The sequence below is a fragment of the Kangsaoukella pontilimi genome, from assembly GCF_009830125.1.
GTDB classification, from domain to species: Bacteria; Pseudomonadota; Alphaproteobacteria; order Rhodobacterales; family Rhodobacteraceae; genus Kangsaoukella; species Kangsaoukella pontilimi.
On record NZ_WUPT01000003.1, the window covers coordinates 87,382 to 101,816 of the forward strand.

15 protein-coding genes are annotated in these 14,435 nt (G+C 65.3%); 7 read left to right on the top strand and 8 right to left on the bottom strand.

Annotated elements, in window-relative coordinates:
* Complete coding sequence (locus GQ651_RS15995) at positions 1-381, top strand: hypothetical protein (protein ID WP_160765282.1); 381 nt, start codon at positions 1-3, stop codon at positions 379-381.
* A 165-nt stretch (positions 382-546) separates the two neighbouring features.
* Here GQ651_RS15995 and GQ651_RS16000 read toward each other — a convergent pair whose 3' ends face one another.
* Positions 547-1,104, bottom strand: coding sequence for a DUF2585 domain-containing protein (locus tag GQ651_RS16000; protein WP_160765283.1), 558 nt, complete (start codon positions 1,102-1,104; stop codon positions 547-549).
* A gap of 110 nt (positions 1,105-1,214) precedes the next feature.
* Between GQ651_RS16000 and GQ651_RS16005 the strand changes: the two genes are divergently transcribed.
* Positions 1,215-1,742 carry a DinB family protein gene (locus GQ651_RS16005; RefSeq protein ID WP_160765284.1) on the top strand — a complete coding sequence of 176 codons (528 nt, stop codon included), beginning with the start codon at positions 1,215-1,217 and terminating at the stop codon, positions 1,740-1,742.
* Positions 1,739-1,942: a hypothetical protein gene (locus GQ651_RS16010; RefSeq protein WP_160765285.1), complete on the top strand. Its 204-nt coding sequence runs from the start codon at positions 1,739-1,741 to the stop codon at positions 1,940-1,942. The genes GQ651_RS16005 and GQ651_RS16010 overlap by 4 nt, the downstream gene beginning before the upstream one ends.
* Before the next feature lie 126 nt (positions 1,943-2,068).
* Here the strand turns inward: GQ651_RS16010 and GQ651_RS16015 are convergent, their stop codons facing one another.
* The 3 genes from GQ651_RS16015 to GQ651_RS16025 form a co-directional block, all read right to left on the bottom strand.
* Positions 2,069-2,812: a metallophosphoesterase family protein gene (locus tag GQ651_RS16015; RefSeq protein ID WP_160765286.1), complete on the bottom strand. Its 744-nt coding sequence runs from the start codon at positions 2,810-2,812 to the stop codon at positions 2,069-2,071.
* Between the two features lie 12 nt (positions 2,813-2,824).
* On the bottom strand, positions 2,825-4,426 hold the full coding sequence (serA, locus tag GQ651_RS16020; protein WP_160765287.1) for a phosphoglycerate dehydrogenase: 1,602 nt from the start codon (positions 4,424-4,426) through the stop codon (positions 2,825-2,827).
* 75 nt (positions 4,427-4,501) lie between these two features.
* The gene (locus tag GQ651_RS16025; protein ID WP_160765288.1) at positions 4,502-5,656 is read right to left on the bottom strand and encodes a phosphoserine transaminase; all 1,155 of its coding nucleotides are present in this window, start codon (positions 5,654-5,656) and stop codon (positions 4,502-4,504) included.
* 270 nt (positions 5,657-5,926) lie between these two features.
* On the opposite strand from GQ651_RS16025, the gene GQ651_RS16030 reads away from it, so the two are divergent.
* From GQ651_RS16030 to GQ651_RS16045, 4 genes are all read left to right on the top strand, one after another.
* A complete protein-coding gene (locus tag GQ651_RS16030; RefSeq protein ID WP_160765289.1) occupies positions 5,927-7,255 on the top strand; it encodes a UDP-glucose dehydrogenase family protein in 1,329 nt (442 codons plus the stop codon).
* A 111-nt stretch (positions 7,256-7,366) separates the two neighbouring features.
* Positions 7,367-8,521 (top strand): hypothetical protein, encoded by a 1,155-nt coding sequence (locus tag GQ651_RS16035; protein WP_160765290.1) that lies wholly within the window; start codon positions 7,367-7,369, stop codon positions 8,519-8,521.
* A gap of 21 nt (positions 8,522-8,542) precedes the next feature.
* Positions 8,543-8,872, top strand: a complete 330-nt coding sequence (locus GQ651_RS16040) for a hypothetical protein (RefSeq protein WP_160765291.1) — start codon at positions 8,543-8,545, stop codon at positions 8,870-8,872.
* Positions 8,856-10,313, top strand: coding sequence for a bifunctional UDP-2,4-diacetamido-2,4,6-trideoxy-beta-L-altropyranose hydrolase/GNAT family N-acetyltransferase (locus GQ651_RS16045; RefSeq protein ID WP_160765292.1), 1,458 nt, complete (start codon positions 8,856-8,858; stop codon positions 10,311-10,313). Before GQ651_RS16040 ends, GQ651_RS16045 begins: the two co-directional genes overlap by 17 nt.
* A gap of 2 nt (positions 10,314-10,315) precedes the next feature.
* On the opposite strand, the gene GQ651_RS16050 is transcribed toward GQ651_RS16045, so the two are convergent.
* The 4 genes from GQ651_RS16050 to GQ651_RS16065 are packed head-to-tail and all read right to left on the bottom strand — an operon-like array spanning position 10,316 to position 14,431.
* A complete protein-coding gene (locus GQ651_RS16050; protein WP_160765293.1) occupies positions 10,316-11,002 on the bottom strand; it encodes a cytidylyltransferase domain-containing protein in 687 nt (228 codons plus the stop codon).
* Positions 10,995-12,167, bottom strand: a complete 1,173-nt coding sequence (pseC, locus tag GQ651_RS16055) for a UDP-4-amino-4,6-dideoxy-N-acetyl-beta-L-altrosamine transaminase (protein ID WP_160765294.1) — start codon at positions 12,165-12,167, stop codon at positions 10,995-10,997. Before pseC ends, GQ651_RS16050 begins: the two co-directional genes overlap by 8 nt.
* Entirely contained in the window at positions 12,160-13,170 is a 1,011-nt protein-coding gene (gene pseB, locus GQ651_RS16060; RefSeq protein WP_160765295.1) for a UDP-N-acetylglucosamine 4,6-dehydratase (inverting), read from the bottom strand. The genes pseC and pseB overlap by 8 nt, the downstream gene beginning before the upstream one ends.
* Positions 13,163-14,431 (bottom strand): lipopolysaccharide biosynthesis protein, encoded by a 1,269-nt coding sequence (locus GQ651_RS16065; RefSeq protein WP_160765296.1) that lies wholly within the window; start codon positions 14,429-14,431, stop codon positions 13,163-13,165. Before GQ651_RS16065 ends, pseB begins: the two co-directional genes overlap by 8 nt.
* Positions 14,432-14,435 lie beyond the last annotated feature (4 nt).

Sequence of the window (14,435 nt, forward strand, 5' to 3'; positions counted from 1 at the left end):
ATGAGGGACATATCATTTCTTTTCTTCGCCACCGCCGCAGTCGCCGTCACCATCGGCATGGGCTGGGGCATTCAGATGTCGGCCTCGGGCGATCATTCGCTCGCAGGCGCCCACGCCCATCTGAATCTCGTCGGCTGGGCGACCATGGCGATCTTCGGGGTCTACTACCTGCTCACCCCGAACGCGGCTGCGTCGGCCCTGTCCAAGGTACATTACGCGCTGGCGCTCGCAGGGTTGGTCACGCTGGTGCCGGGCATCGTCATGGCGATCACCGAACAGGGCGAGGGGCTGGCCAAGCTCGGGTCGGTCCTCACGATCCTCTCCATGCTCCTGTTCCTCGTGACCGTCTTCCGCCACGGCTTTGGCGCGCGAACGGCGTGATCCGCCGTATGTCCGGCGCTTGCCCAGGCCCGCGCCGGACCCTACATCTCAGCCCATGGCAGGGAGGGGCTCATGGGCGATCTGATTTTCTGGACGGTTCTATTCGTCGCGTTCTTCCTGGGTTTCCGCTGGCTGCAGCAGCGCGGAAAAGGCAAGGACGACTGATCAGCCGCCCGCCTGCCATTCCATGATGCTCTCGAGCGGATAGAGAAGCATGATCACGTTCAGCGCCAGCCCGTCACGAATGATGATCGCGGTCAGCACTTCGAAGAAGATCACCAGCGCGACGCTGACCCAGACCGGCAAGACCCGCGCCAAGGCAAAGCCAACCCACATCGCGACCACGTCCGACACCGTGTTCAGCACGCTGTCACCGTAATAATCCAGACTGATCGTGACGGCTCGATAGCGCTCGATCACCGCGTCCGAATTCTCGACGATCTCCCAGGCGCATTCGACAAGCGTCGCGATCGTCAGGCGCCATCCGACCGACAGCCGGCGCGCCACCAGCCAGAGCGCCGCATAGAACAACAGCCCGTGGATGATATGGCTCGGCGTGTACCAGTCCGCGATATGCTGGCTGTTCTCGCTCGACATGGTCTCGCCATGCCAGAGCTTCACATATCCGCAGGTGCAGATCGGCTCCCGCCCGACCCATAAAAGCCAAAGCGCCGTTCCCAGAACGATCACGCCGGTCAGAACATGGGGGATCACGCGTGCCATGGCGAAACAGAAACACGCAGCCAGCGCCCGGTCCACATTTTCAACACTCCGCGGTACACTGGCCGCAAAGCCGTGGCACGCCCGTCACGGCGCCGACAAAGGTCATGCCCATGCCCGCCTCCGCGGCAGATAACCCCTGGCTGAAGATGGCGCTGAACAATGCCTGGGCCAATGCCACGCTCTACGCGACACTCGCGGGTCTCGACCGCGAGACCTTCACCGCCCCGCGCCCCGGTTTCTTCCCGTCGCTCGCGGCCACGATGAACCATATCCTCGAAGTCGATCTCTACTATCTCGACGCGCTTGAAGCGGGCGGCGAGGGGCGTGGCGTCTACGACAGACAGCCGCTTGAGAACCCGAAAGATCTCGCCGCGCGTCAGGCCGAGGCGGACCTGCGCTTCGCCCGCCTTTCGGGCGCGCTCGACGAAACGGCGCTCTCCGCGCCCTGCACGACCGAGCGCGCCACCGGCCCAGTGACGGAAACCGTGGCAAACGTCATCCTTCACCTTGTCCAGCACCAAATCCACCACCGTGGACAGGCCCACGCGCAACTCTCCCACGCCGGCATTGCGCCGCCGCAGCTCGACGAATTCTACCTGGACTTCGACCGCGCCCAATCCGCAAAGGCTTACTGGTGAGCCGCTACGGCCCAACGAAAGGCGAACACCGCTTCCGCCTCGTGGCCTCGCTCCTCGCACTTGTGCTGTTCGGTATTGCGGCCTGGACCCGTGGGATCGCCCTCAACATCGTGACCGTCGAACTCGGCGTGATCACGATCGCCTTCTTCGGCGGCAGTGCGCTCTGGTCGGCCCGGGCCCTCTGGCGCGACCGCGACTGACCTTTCTTTGGGTCCGGAAAATCCCGGGGTGAGACGCCGCAGGCGGCGAGGGGCAGAGCCCCTGCCGGTTTTTCGTCCCGAAAATCGGCTCACCGCGGCGCGGGGCGCGAAGCCCGCGGCGCAACCTCACGCTCCGGGCGGCGTCAGCTCCCGGCGACCGTCCTCGGACAAGGCCCAGACCGCACGGCCCTCGAACACCGCCACACCGGTCGGGTTGCCGTAGCCCGCGCCGGTGTCGAGGTTCACCCGGTTGCCGTAATGGGTCGCCTCATCCACGGGGCTGTGGCCATGCACTACCAGCCACGGATGCTCGGTCAGATCCCAGAGAAACGGATCACGGATCCAGACAAGGTCGTCCTCGTCCTGCGCGTGAAGTGGAACGCCCGGCTTTATCCCGGCGTGAACGAACAGAAGCTCGCCCTCCACATGGGTGAAGGGCAGCGACTCCAGAAACTCCAGATGCGCCTCCGGTACGGCCTTGGCGACGCGGGCGTGAAACGCCCTGTCGCTTTCCCACCGGCGTGGCTTCACACCGTAGGAGGCAAGCGTCGTCAGACCGCCCATGGGTGGCGAGATATAGGTCAGCGGATCGCGGAGCCGCCCGTCCGTGCCGACACCCGTCCGCACGTAGCGCGCCAGAAGCCGGTCGTGATTGCCCTGAAGCACGATCCAGTCGTGCCCCTCGGCAATCCCCGCGATCAGATAGTCGATCACGCCCCGGCTTTCCGGGCCGCGATCCACCAGATCGCCCAGATGCACCACCGTCGCATAGGCATCCCCCGTGCGGCGGCGGTCTGCCTCGATCAGGTCATGCGCGCGCCTGAGCTCGCTCAGATGCCCGTGGATATCCCCGATGGCATAGACGCGCATAACCGTGATCCCTTACGCCACGTCGAAGGTAAGCGTCTTCACCTGCTGGAACATTCCCGTCGAAGCCAGCTTGTCCAGAACCGGAGCCGGCACCGGTTCGTCGACATAGAGAAGCGCGATCGCTTCCTTGCCTTTCTCCGAACGGCCAAGGGTGAAGTTCGCGATGTTCACGCCATTCTCGCCCATGGTGTTGCCGAGTGTGCCGATGATGCCGGGCACGTCCTCGTTCGTGGTGTAGACCATGTGTGCCCCGATCTCGGCGTCGATATTGATGCCCTTGATCTGGATGAAGCGGGGCTTGCCGTCCGAGAACACCGTGCCCGCGATGGACCGCTCGCGTTTGTCGGTCTTCACGGTCAGCTTGATATAGGCGTCGAAGGCACCGGTCTTCTCCTGCGTCGTCGTGGTGATGTCGATACCGCGATCCTTGGCCATGACAGGGGCCGAGACCATGTTCACATCCGGGTTCGCGGCCTTCATGACCCCGGCCAATGCGGCGGCATTCAGCGCCGCGATGTTCATCGTGGTGACGTGGCCGTTGTAGAGGATGTTGATCGCACGGATCGGCTCGTCGGTCAGTTGGCCCACGAAGGCGCCCAGATGACCGGCCAGCTTCACCCATGGCCCCATGACCTTGGCTTCCTCGGCGGTCACGGACGGCATGTTGAGCGCGTTCGACACGGCACCGGTCAGCAGGTAATCCGACATCTGTTCGGCCACCTGAAGCGCCACGTTCTCCTGCGCCTCGGTCGTCGCCGCGCCCAGGTGGGGCGTCACGACCACGTTCGGCAGGTTGAAGAGCGGGCTGTCCGTCGCCGGCTCGACGGCGAAGACGTCGAAGGCCGCACCGGCCACCTTCCCCTCGCGCAGCGCATGGGCCAGCGCTTCTTCGTCGACCAGACCGCCACGGGCGCAATTCACGATGCGCACGCCCGGCTTCAGCTTGGAAATCGCCTCGGCCGACAGGATGTTCTTCGTCTTTTCGGTCAGCGGCACGTGGAAGGTGATGAAATCCGCCCGCCCGAGAAGCGTATCGAACTCGACCTTTTCCACACCCAGCTTGTCGGCGCGCTCTTCCGTCAGGAAGGGATCATAGGCGATGACCTTCATCTTCAGCCCATGCGCCCGCTCGATCACGATGGACCCGATATTGCCCGCGCCGACGACGCCAAGCGTCTTGCCGGTCAGCTCGACGCCCATGAAACGCGACTTTTCCCACTTGCCCGCATGGGTCGAGGCGCTGGCCTCGGGGATCTGCCGCGCCACGGCGAACATCATCGCGATGGCGTGTTCGGCGGTGGTGATCGAGTTGCCGAAGGGCGTGTTCATCACGATCACGCCTTTCTTCGAGGCGGCCGGAATGTCGACGTTGTCGACACCGATCCCGGCGCGGCCGATCACCTTGAGGTTGGTCGCCGCCTCCAGCACCTTGTCCGAGACCTTGGTGGCCGAGCGGATCGCAAGGCCGTCATAGTCTCCGATTACTTCGAGCAGGCGATCCTTGTCCTTGCCGATGGCGGGGTCGAAGGTCACGTCGATGCCGCGATCGCGGAAGATCTGCACGGCGGTTTCGCTCAGCTTGTCGCTGACGAGCACTTTGGGTTTCTGGGTCATGTCATGTCATCCAATGAAGCTTCAGAGAGCGGTCCCGCAGGCATGCGGAACCGGTCTCCGGAAAGGGGAAAGAGATCAGGCGGCGGCCTTCTGGGCGGCGATTTCAGCCTCGAAGGCCCAGTCGAGCCACGGGCAGAGCGCCTCGATATCCGAGGTCTCGACCGTCGCGCCGCACCAGATCCTCAGACCGGCGGGCGCATCGCGATAGGCGCCGATATCCAGTGCCACGCCCTCGGCTTCCAGCCGCTTGGCGACGGCCTTGGCGAAAGCTGCGCCATCTGTGATCCGGTCGTCGGTGAACTTGAGGCAGACGCTCGTGTTCGACCACGTTGCCGGGTCGATGGCGAGGTTCGCGATCCACTCACGTTCTGCGCAGAAATCGTGCAGCACCTTGGCGTTCGCATCGGCCCGCGCGATCAGGCCGGTCAGTCCGCCCACGCTTTCGGCCCAGTCGAGCGCCTTCAGGTAATCCTCGACCGCGAGCATCGACGGGGTGTTGATCGTCTCGCCCGCAAAGATGCCCTCGATCAGCTTGCCGCCCTTGGTCAGGCGGAAGATCTTGGGAAGCGGCCATGCCGGGGTATAGCTTTCCAGCCGCTCGACGGCGCGGGGGCTGAGAATGATCATGCCATGCGCGGCCTCGCCGCCCAGCACCTTCTGCCAGGAGTAGGTCACGACATCGAGCCGGTCCCAGGGCAGGTTCTGCGCGAAAGCGGCCGAAGTGGCGTCGCAGATGGTCAGACCCTCGCGGTCGGCGGGGATCTCGAAGCTGTCGGGGACGCGCACGCCCGAAGTCGTGCCGTTCCAGGTAAAGACGACGTCGGCGTTCCAGTCGACGGAAGCGAGGTCAACGATCTCGCCGTAATCGGCGGTCGTCACCTTGGCGTCGAGCTTGAGCTGCTTGACCGCGTCGGTGACCCAGCCCGCACCGAAGCTTTCCCAGGCCAGCATCTCGACCGGGCGGGCGCCCAGCAGGTTCCACATGGCCATCTCGACCGCCCCGGTGTCGGAGGCGGGTACGATGCCGATGCGGTAATCCGCAGGCACGCCGAGAATCGCGCGGGTGCGCTCGATCACGTCCTTCAGCTTGGCCTTGCCGATGGCGGCACGGTGCGAACGACCCAAAGCGGCGTCGGACAAGCTATCAAGTGTGAATGTGGGGGGTTTGGCACAGGGGCCAGACGAAAAGCGCGGATTGACCGGCCGCACTGCCGGGGTATTGCTAACCATTGCTGCTATCCTTCCAGATAAGCGCCCCTCGTTGGGGAGGGGTGTCCCACGGACGCGGATACTCAAACCGAGGAAAAACAGCAATAGGGAAAGTCGATGGCCAGCCGAGTGCCGGAGGAGCGCGAAGCCTTGGCCGACTCCCTCCGAAAGGTCGCTCCCGCGCGAAGCGTGGCCCAAAAGTGCCTAGACGCCTTCATCCCGACTGTGCATCGAGATAGGAGTGCCGGTAAGAGCATTGTCGTCAAATAACATGGGCAGAGAAGGCAGGTCATGAAAATCGCTATGATCGGAACGGGCTATGTCGGCCTTGTCTCTGGGGTCTGCTTTTCCGATTTCGGGCACGAGGTCGTTTGCGTCGACAAGGACGCGGGCAAGATCGCGCGACTGGAATCGGGCGAGGTGCCGATCTTCGAGCCCGGGCTCGATGCGCTTCTGGCGACGAACACTGCCTCGGGCCGGCTGAGCTTTACCACCGATCTCGCCCGTGCCGTGGATGGTGCAGAGGCGGTCTTCATCGCGGTCGGCACGCCGTCCCGCCGCGGCGACGGCCATGCCGACCTGAGCTACGTGATGGCCGCCGCCGAAGAGGTCGCCCGCGCCGCCACCGGACCTGTCGTGATCGTGACCAAGTCGACCGTTCCCGTCGGCACGAACCGCGAAGTGGCCCGGACGGTACGGGCGGCCAATCCCGCGCTCGACTTCGACGTGGCGTCGAACCCGGAGTTCCTTCGCGAAGGCGCGGCGATCGACGATTTCATGCGCCCCGACCGGGTGATCGTCGGCGTCGAGACCGACCGCGCGGCCGAGGTCATGGCGGATGTCTATCGCCCGCTTTTCCTGCGCGACTTCCCGATCGTGACTACGGACCTCGAGTCCGCCGAGATGATCAAATACGCAGCCAACGCCTTTCTTGCGACCAAGATCACGTTCATCAACGAGATCGCCGCGCTCTGCGAGAAGACCGGTGCCGATGTGCGCGAGGTTGCCAAGGGCATCGGTCTCGACGGGCGGATCGGCAACAAGTTTCTCCATGCCGGACCCGGCTTCGGCGGGTCATGCTTTCCCAAGGACACCCGTGCCCTTGCGCGGATCGGTCAGGAATACGCCCAGCCGATGACTATCACCGAGACGGTCATCGCCGTCAACGAGGCGGTCAAGAAACGCATGATCGACAAATGCCTCGACCTGCTCGACGGCTCGTTCAACGGCAAGCGGGTTGCGGTCCTCGGCGTCACGTTCAAGCCCAATACCGACGACATGCGCGAGGCGCCGTCCCTGACGCTTGTGCCCGCGCTGATCGGCGGCGGTGCCGAGGTGGTGGCGGTCGATCCCGAAGGCCGCCGCGAGGGCGAGACGCTCCTGCCCCGCGTGGTCTGGGACGCCGACCCCTACAGCGCCGCCGAGGATGCGGACCTGATCGTCATCCTGACCGAGTGGAACGCCTTCCGTGCGCTCGACCTCGACCGGATTGCCACCGGTATGGCCAGCCCGCGCATGGCGGATCTCCGGAACGTCTATTCGGCCGATGTTGCCCGCGTTGCCGGGTTCGAGGCGTATATGGGCGTCGGTCGCCCGGGTTTCGGCGCGGCACCGTCCTGACGGCTGCGGCCAAAAAGCCAGCCCCGGCGCCCCTTGATCCGTGGCCCCGTTGCCTGTCGCCCGGCCCGCGATATTGTGGCCGGAAATGCCGCAGGAACGAGGCAGCGAGCAGTGAAAGAACAGGCGACCAACGGGGTGATCGTGGGCCTGGGCGCAGTCGCCCTCGGGCTGGTGTCGCTTCTGTGGCTCTATGGCACGCGCTATCCTCTGCACCATGACCTTGCGGGCGGGTTGAACACTGCAGCGCTTGCCGTGCAACTTGGCCCCGCGTTCGACAGCTACAACAGCTATTTCCCGCCCTCCGAGCGCCTTTGGTACAGTCTGGCCGTCATGCTCGGTGCGATGACAGGGGTCGGCACAGCAGGGGCGAATGTCGCGCTGACAACGCTTGCTGTTCTGATCAGCGCGGGTCTTGCCACGCTCATCCGCCGCCGCACGACGGGCGGTGCGGGGCCGTTCTTTTTCGGCCTGTCGTTCCTCGTGCTTCTGGCGATTCCCGCGCTTTACAAGAACATCTTCGGCCTCCGCGAGCATCTCGTGGTTCTCGGCCTCTGGCCCTACCTCGTTCTGCGCGCCGCGCCGCCGGAGGATCAGAAGATCGGCGCGGGCCTGCGCGTGGCCCTCGGGCTCTGGATGGGGGGGACGCTCCTCTTCAAATATTTCTACGCCATCGTGGTCTTTCTAATCGAAGTGGCGGATGCGCTTATTCAGCGCCGGATCGGACCGCTGTTCCGCGCCGAGAACCTGATCGCCGCCGCCGTCGTCGCGCTCTATCTTGGGCTCTGGCTTCTGGCCGACCCCGCGCAGCGTGCGGCGATCGGTGCGATGCGAAGCTCTATCGGTGCCAATCTTCTGCCCTTCGACACCGCCTTCGCCATCGCGCGCCCCTGGCTTGTCGCCGCCATCGTGGCGGTTGTGTTGGCGCGGCTGAGCGGCGCGGGCTGGCGTATCATCCTTCTCGGTCTGGTCGCGGTTCTGGGCGCGATGGCAGTCACATGGCTGCAGCAGCGCTGGTACACGCATCACCTGTTTCCCATCCTCATGGCCTTCATCGGCTGGTGGTGGATGCTGGGCGCGCGCCTGAAGCTCTGGGTCCATCCCATAGCCGCCGCCGCCGCGCTTTTTGCGATCGAGGATCAGTATTCCCGAAACAACTGGTACGTGGCGCGCGTGGCAGAGGTGTCCGAGGCAATCGAGGCGGCAGGTCTAGACCTTGACGGCAAGCGCGTGGGCGTTCTGACCATGCATCCATCGCCCTACAACTAGGTCATTCTCAGCGCCGGGGGGTTGCGCTGGTCGCCCCATGTCAATGTCGCCTACCTTGCCGCCGAGCTTCAGCCCTTCGACCAGCCGGGTGCCACGGCGCCGCGCGTGACGCTCGCCGATCCCGGGCACCGCTCGGTGCATATGCAGCAGGTCCGCCTATGGGAGGATTACCCCCCGGACCTTCTTATCTTCGACCGGACCTATCGCTGGCCGCTCCGGCATCTCGATATCGACTGGGTCGAGGTCTTTGCCGATGAGCCGCGCATCACCGCCGTGTTCGACCGGTTCACGCCGCTCGTCCGGCACGACACGCCGCGCCTGACCTTCGAAATCCATGTCCCGGCCGATTAGGATCGCCATCCACGCGGTGGCGGGCCATGCCATCGGGACCGGTCATTTCGGCCGGAGCGCCGCCGTCTCCGACGCGCTCGCCCGGCATCCGGGCGTCGAGGTGACGCTGATCACAGCGCCCGAGGGCGAGCCTCTTGCGCGGGCCTATTTCGGGGAAGGTCCGGCCATTCTTGCGCTGCCCGATACGCCCGATATGCCGGTGGAGGCTTTGGGCCGCCTAAGCCCGGACGCGCTCTTCCTTGACCGTTACGGCGTCGCGCGGGACTGGGAGCATGCGGCGGCCCACGCTGGCGTGCCGCTCATGGCGCTGGACGACCTTGCCGAGGCGCGGGATGCCGATGTCATCCTTCGCATCCTGCCCGAACCGGACGCGCCGAAGGGCCCCCGGTCCCGTGTGTTCGAAGGCCCGGCATGGCTGCCCCTGTCGGACCATGTCGCCCGCCGGACCGCGCCCCGCCCGGTGAACGAGCGCGCGGAACGGCTGAACATCTGCTTTGGCGGGACCGACCCCACGGGCGAGACGTTGCCCGCGCTCGCCGCGCTGGCCAATATGACGGGCCTGACCATTGACGCGGTGATTGGCCCCGGCACGGCGATTGACGCAGAGGCGCTGGCCCGTTTCGGGGCGCTGGACCACATCAACCTGCACCACGCGCCGTCTCAGGCGGACCTCGCCGCACTTCTGGCTTCGGCCGACATGGCGCTTGGCGCGGGCGGCGTGATGCTGTGGGAAAGGCTCGCCATGGGGGTGCCATCGCTTGTGATCACAGCCGCCGACAACCAGCGCCCGCAGGTGTCCTGGGCCTCGGAGCGGGGCGCGATCCGTTGGCTCGGTCACCACGGCGAGGTGTCGGGCGCGGATATCTCCCACGCGGTCGTCACGCTCGCCGCCGACCCTGACGCCCGCCGCACCATGGCCGAGACCGGGCAGCGGATCGTCGACGGACGGGGCGCGGTCAGGATCGCCGCCGCGCTAAGGGCCATGACGCTTACTGCACGGCCTGTCACACGCGCCGATGCCCGTGCGCTCTATGACTGGCGGACGGATGAGGCGAACTGGCGCTACAACCGCTCGGACGCGGACCGCCCGGCATTCGACGACCATTGCCGCTGGCTCGACCGGCGGCTGGCCGACCCGGACTGCGTCTTCCGCGTGATCGAGGACCGGGGCACGCCAGTGGGCGTCGTGCGTTTCGACCGGGTGGACGACACCGCGACGCTCTCGATCTACCTCGTCCCCGAAGCCCACGGGCGGCGGCTTGGCCTGCCGGTCTACATGGCGGGCGAGGCCGCGCTTGTGGACGCCCGGCCCGATGTGAGGCGTGTGACAAGCGCCATCCATCGCGAAAACAGCGGATCGGTCCGGCTGCACAAGGACGCAGGGTTCACGCTGTCAGAGGCTGATGACCCTGACTGGTACAGCGCCGAGAAACGGCTCTAACCTTAGGAAAAATACCGCTCGACCACGGCGATCACGTCCGTCGCAGGGTCGGCCAGTTCGGGATGCGCGGCCAGAAGCGTGACCAGCCTGTCATAGTCCTCGGCCGTGTCGAGCGTGATGCGGATATCGGACAAATCCGTCTTCAGCCGATGCCCGGCCAGACGGAACCGCTTGGGGTTGCGGTAAAGGAACGGCGTCACATGCTCGCGGTCATAGGGATCTGTCGCCTCGTCATCGGCTTCGATCAGCCGGTCGGCGCGCAACACCTCGCAATCGAGGCCCACAGGAAACGTCCGTTCGGGCCAGTTCGTGCTCATGTAGTCCATCCGGGCCGGGTCGAACCGGTCGAGCATGGCATCCAGGATCGCGGGCGAGAACAGAGGGCAGTCGCTTGTAACCCGAACAAGGATATCGGCCCCGCTTTCCCGCGCGGCCCGGCCATAGCGAGACAGGACATCCGTTTCCGAGCCGCGAATGCAGGTCCAGCCGTTGCGATCGCAGGCCGCTTCGATCGCGTCGTCGGCAGGCTCGGTCGAGGTGGCGACCATGACCCTGTCCACCCGCTTGGCAGCGGAGACGCGTGTGACCACATGGGTCAGAACGGGTTGCCCGGAGAGCGGCTTCAGCACCTTGCCGGGTAGGCGCGACGATCCCATCCGCGCCTGAATGACAACGACGGTTTCAGGCACCGAGTATCTCGGCAATCGCCGCCCTCACCCGGTCCTGATCGGCATCGGTCAGGCGCGGATAGATGGGCAGGCTGAGGCAGCGTGCGTAATAGGCCTCGGCGCCCGGATAGTCTTCAGGCCGGAAGCCGAGGGCACGGTATTCCGGCTGGCTCGGGATCGGGATGTAGTGCACCTGCGTTTCGATCCCTTGCGCCTTAAGCCCGTCATAGAGCGCGCGCCGCATGGCGGCGTCGGCGGCGCGGACGGCGTAAAGGTGCCAGCTCGACACCTCGCTCGGGGCGGGCAGGCCAAGGGGCAGACCGGCGAGGATCTCGCCATAGCGCCGCGCCCGGTCGCGCCGGGCGGCCATGAACTCGTCGAGCCGCTCCATCTGGGCAAGGCCGAGCGCCGCCTGAATGTCGCAAAGCCGGTAGTTGAAGCCGAGCGCGTGCTGCTCGTAGTACCACGCACCGTCCTCGGGCCGCGCGACGCTCAGCAGGGCCGGATCCTTGGTGATCCCGTGAGACCGCAGCATCGCCATCCGCCAGGCGAGGTCCTCAGAGCGGGTGACGATCATGCCGCCTTCGCCCGTGGTGATTGACTTGAGCGGATGAAAGCTGAAGGTCGCGGCCGTCGAGAGCGGGTGCGCGCCGACCTTTACGTTGGGGCGATCCTCGTAGGCCGCGCCGAAGGCATGCGCCGCGTCCTCGACCAGAGTGACGCCATGCTCGGCGCAGATCGCGGCGATCCGGTCGAAGCCGCCGGTATGGCCCGCCAGATGCACCGCGACCAGCATGTCGGGCTTGCGCCCACCGGCAGTCAGTTTCGCGGCCAGCTTGTCCGGGTCGATCATCCCCGTCTCTGGGTCCACATCGACGAAATCCACTTCCGCGCCCAGATAGCGCGCGGCATTGGCCGAGGCGACGAAACTGACGGGCGAGGTCCAGACAAGGCTGTCGGGGCCGATGTCCAGCGCCTGAAGCGCGATATGCAGCGCCGCCGTGCCGTTCGACACGGCCACCCCGTGGCCCGCCCCGGTCCAGCGTGCGGCGGCCTCCTCGAAGGCCACGACGCTGGGTCCCTGGGTCAGGAAAGGGGCCGAAACGGCCTCGGCCAGCGCCGATGCGTCCCGCGCATCGACGGTCTGACAGCTATAGGGAATGCGCTCGGCCACCGCGTCACGCATCGAAGGGCATCGCGTCGTCGATGATGCCCCTCAGCTCTTCCGGCGTGACGTAGTGGTCGTTGTTCAGCGATGTGTAGCTGAAATCCTGCTCCACCGGCGTCCCTGTCTCGCCATTGGCCGAGGTCAGGTAGTCGACGTCGATATTGCGGAAGGTGAAGGACGGCTTGACCACGTAATGGTTCTCGAACTCGATGGTCTGATGCGCCACATCGGGCAGGCAGAGCACCTCGTGCAGCTTCTCGCCCGGACGGATGCCGATGATGCGCGTCTTCATACCCGGCGCGACTGCTTCCGCGATGGTGCCGATGGTAGCCGATGGGATCTTGGGGATGAAGGTCTCGCCCCCCCACATCCGCGCGGCGCAGCTCGTCACGAAATCGACGCTCTGCTGCAGCGTCATCAGGTAACGCGTCATCTTGTCGTCGGTGATGGTCAGCTCGTCCGCGCCCTTGTCGCGAAGCTCCTGGAACAGCGGGATCACCGACCCGCGCGAGCCGATCACGTTGCCATAGCGCACGACCGACACCCGCGTCGGGCGCTTGCCCGCGACGTTGTTGGCCGACAGCGCCAGCTTTTCGGCGGCGAGCTTGGTCGCGCCATAGAGGTTCACGGGCGCCGCCGCCTTGTCGGTCGAAAGCGCGATCACCTTGGCCACGTTGTTGGCGAGCGCCGCGTCAACCACGTTCTGGGTGCCGTTGATATTTGTCTTCACCGCCTCGGACGGGTTGTATTCCAGCGCCGGCACCTGCTTCAGCGCGGCGGCGTGAACGACGATGTCCACGTCCTCCATCGCCTGCATCAGACGCTCGCGGTCGCGGATATCGCCAAGGAAGTAGCGCAGAGCAGGGTGGTCGTAATGCCCCTGCATGACCGATTGCTTGTATTCGTCACGGCTGAACACGATCAGCCGGCGCGGATTGTAGTTCTCGGAAATGGTTTTGATGAACCGCCGACCAAAGGACCCGGTGCCCCCGGTGACCAGAATGCTCTTGTCGTCAAACAACTTGTTTCGCTCCCGTATTATTCGATCCGGCCAGATGCGCGAGCACCAGTATGCCGCTGAGGATGAAGGTGGCGCCGAACGAGACGGCGGTGGCCAGCATGATGCCGCGCACGCCGCCCTCGGGCGCCCAGAGGATGGTCAGCCAGAGGTTCATGACGATCGCCAAAAGGCTGCAGACCGACATGACCACAATCGCCTTTTCCTGATGCAGGAACTTCATGTTGTGCATGAAGAAGCCCTGCAGAAGGATCGCCAGCATGATGTATTTGGTGAGGGGAATGGCCTCGTGGAAGGCCTCGCCCAGAAGGACCGGCGCCACCCAGATGGACAGCGCATAGATTGCGCCCGCAGCCAGCGTCGCGGTCACGAAATACAGCCCCGAGACCGAAAGAACCTCGGTCAGGCGGCCCGGCTCGTCGGTCTTCAGCCGGCGGAACAGCCACGGCGTCCAGGCCAGAAGGAAGCTGTTGTTCACCACCCAGTAGGCCGAGGCAAACAGTGCCGCCACGCCGTAAAGCGCGCTGGCCGCGACGCCCAGAAAATGGGCGGCGGCCACCTTGTCGATCATCGCCATGGCCATGATCACCATGCCCGACGGCACGTAGAGCACGCCGAAACCCGCGATGTTGCGGTAGAACGAACGCTCCGGCAGTCGGAGGAAGCCGGTCGGGCGATAGCCCAGCATCCCGAGCGAGATCACCACCGACAGCGCAAGGCTCGCCATCCGGCCCAGGATCACCCCCTGCCAGCCCCAGCCCGCGAGCAGGAAGGCGAGGATGAACACAAGGCTGAGTGCGGCCTGAATGATCTGCGTATAAAGGAACATCATCCGCCGCCCGTGGAACTGGTGCAGCGCAAGTGCGGTATAGAACGCCTCGAAGAGGAACGCCGCCACCACGATGGACACCATCCACACGGCGGGGAACTGGGTCATCACGGCAAGGAAATCGCGGAAGACATAGGCCAGGCCCGCACCGGTCACCATCACGGCGGTCATGATGAAGAAGGCCGTGCGCACGAAGCGGTCCAGCTGACCCTCGTCGAAATCGTAGAACCGCATCCGGATCGCGTCCTGCACGGTCAGGCCGATGAAGGGCCTGAGGAAGGTCGCATAGGTCACGAACAGCACCCAGATCCCGTATTCGGCGGGCGCGAGCATCCGGGTCAGAAGGGGGGCGAGCAGAAACGGCACCATCGCTTCCACGCCGTTCGCGACGGCATAGAACAGCGACTGCTTCGCAAGTGTCCGCTTCGTTTTCATCCAA

What these genes read in the sequence shown, in the direction of transcription:
- GQ651_RS16030 (WP_160765289.1), top strand. Translation starts at nt 5,927, where the DNA reads ATGAAAATCGCTATGATCGGAACGGGCTATGTCGGCCTTGTCTCTGGG.
- GQ651_RS16000 (WP_160765283.1), bottom strand. Translation starts at nt 1,104, where the DNA reads ATGGCACGCGTGATCCCCCATGTTCTGACCGGCGTGATCGTTCTGGGA.
- GQ651_RS16045 (WP_160765292.1), top strand. Translation starts at nt 8,856, where the DNA reads ATGTCCCGGCCGATTAGGATCGCCATCCACGCGGTGGCGGGCCATGCC.
- GQ651_RS15995 (WP_160765282.1), top strand. Translation starts at nt 1, where the DNA reads ATGAGGGACATATCATTTCTTTTCTTCGCCACCGCCGCAGTCGCCGTC.
- GQ651_RS16025 (WP_160765288.1), bottom strand. Translation starts at nt 5,656, where the DNA reads ATGGTTAGCAATACCCCGGCAGTGCGGCCGGTCAATCCGCGCTTTTCG.
- GQ651_RS16065 (WP_160765296.1), bottom strand. Translation starts at nt 14,431, where the DNA reads ATGAAAACGAAGCGGACACTTGCGAAGCAGTCGCTGTTCTATGCCGTC.
- pseC (WP_160765294.1), bottom strand. Translation starts at nt 12,167, where the DNA reads ATGCGTGACGCGGTGGCCGAGCGCATTCCCTATAGCTGTCAGACCGTC.
- serA (WP_160765287.1), bottom strand. Translation starts at nt 4,426, where the DNA reads ATGACCCAGAAACCCAAAGTGCTCGTCAGCGACAAGCTGAGCGAAACC.
- GQ651_RS16015 (WP_160765286.1), bottom strand. Translation starts at nt 2,812, where the DNA reads ATGCGCGTCTATGCCATCGGGGATATCCACGGGCATCTGAGCGAGCTC.
- GQ651_RS16005 (WP_160765284.1), top strand. Translation starts at nt 1,215, where the DNA reads ATGCCCGCCTCCGCGGCAGATAACCCCTGGCTGAAGATGGCGCTGAAC.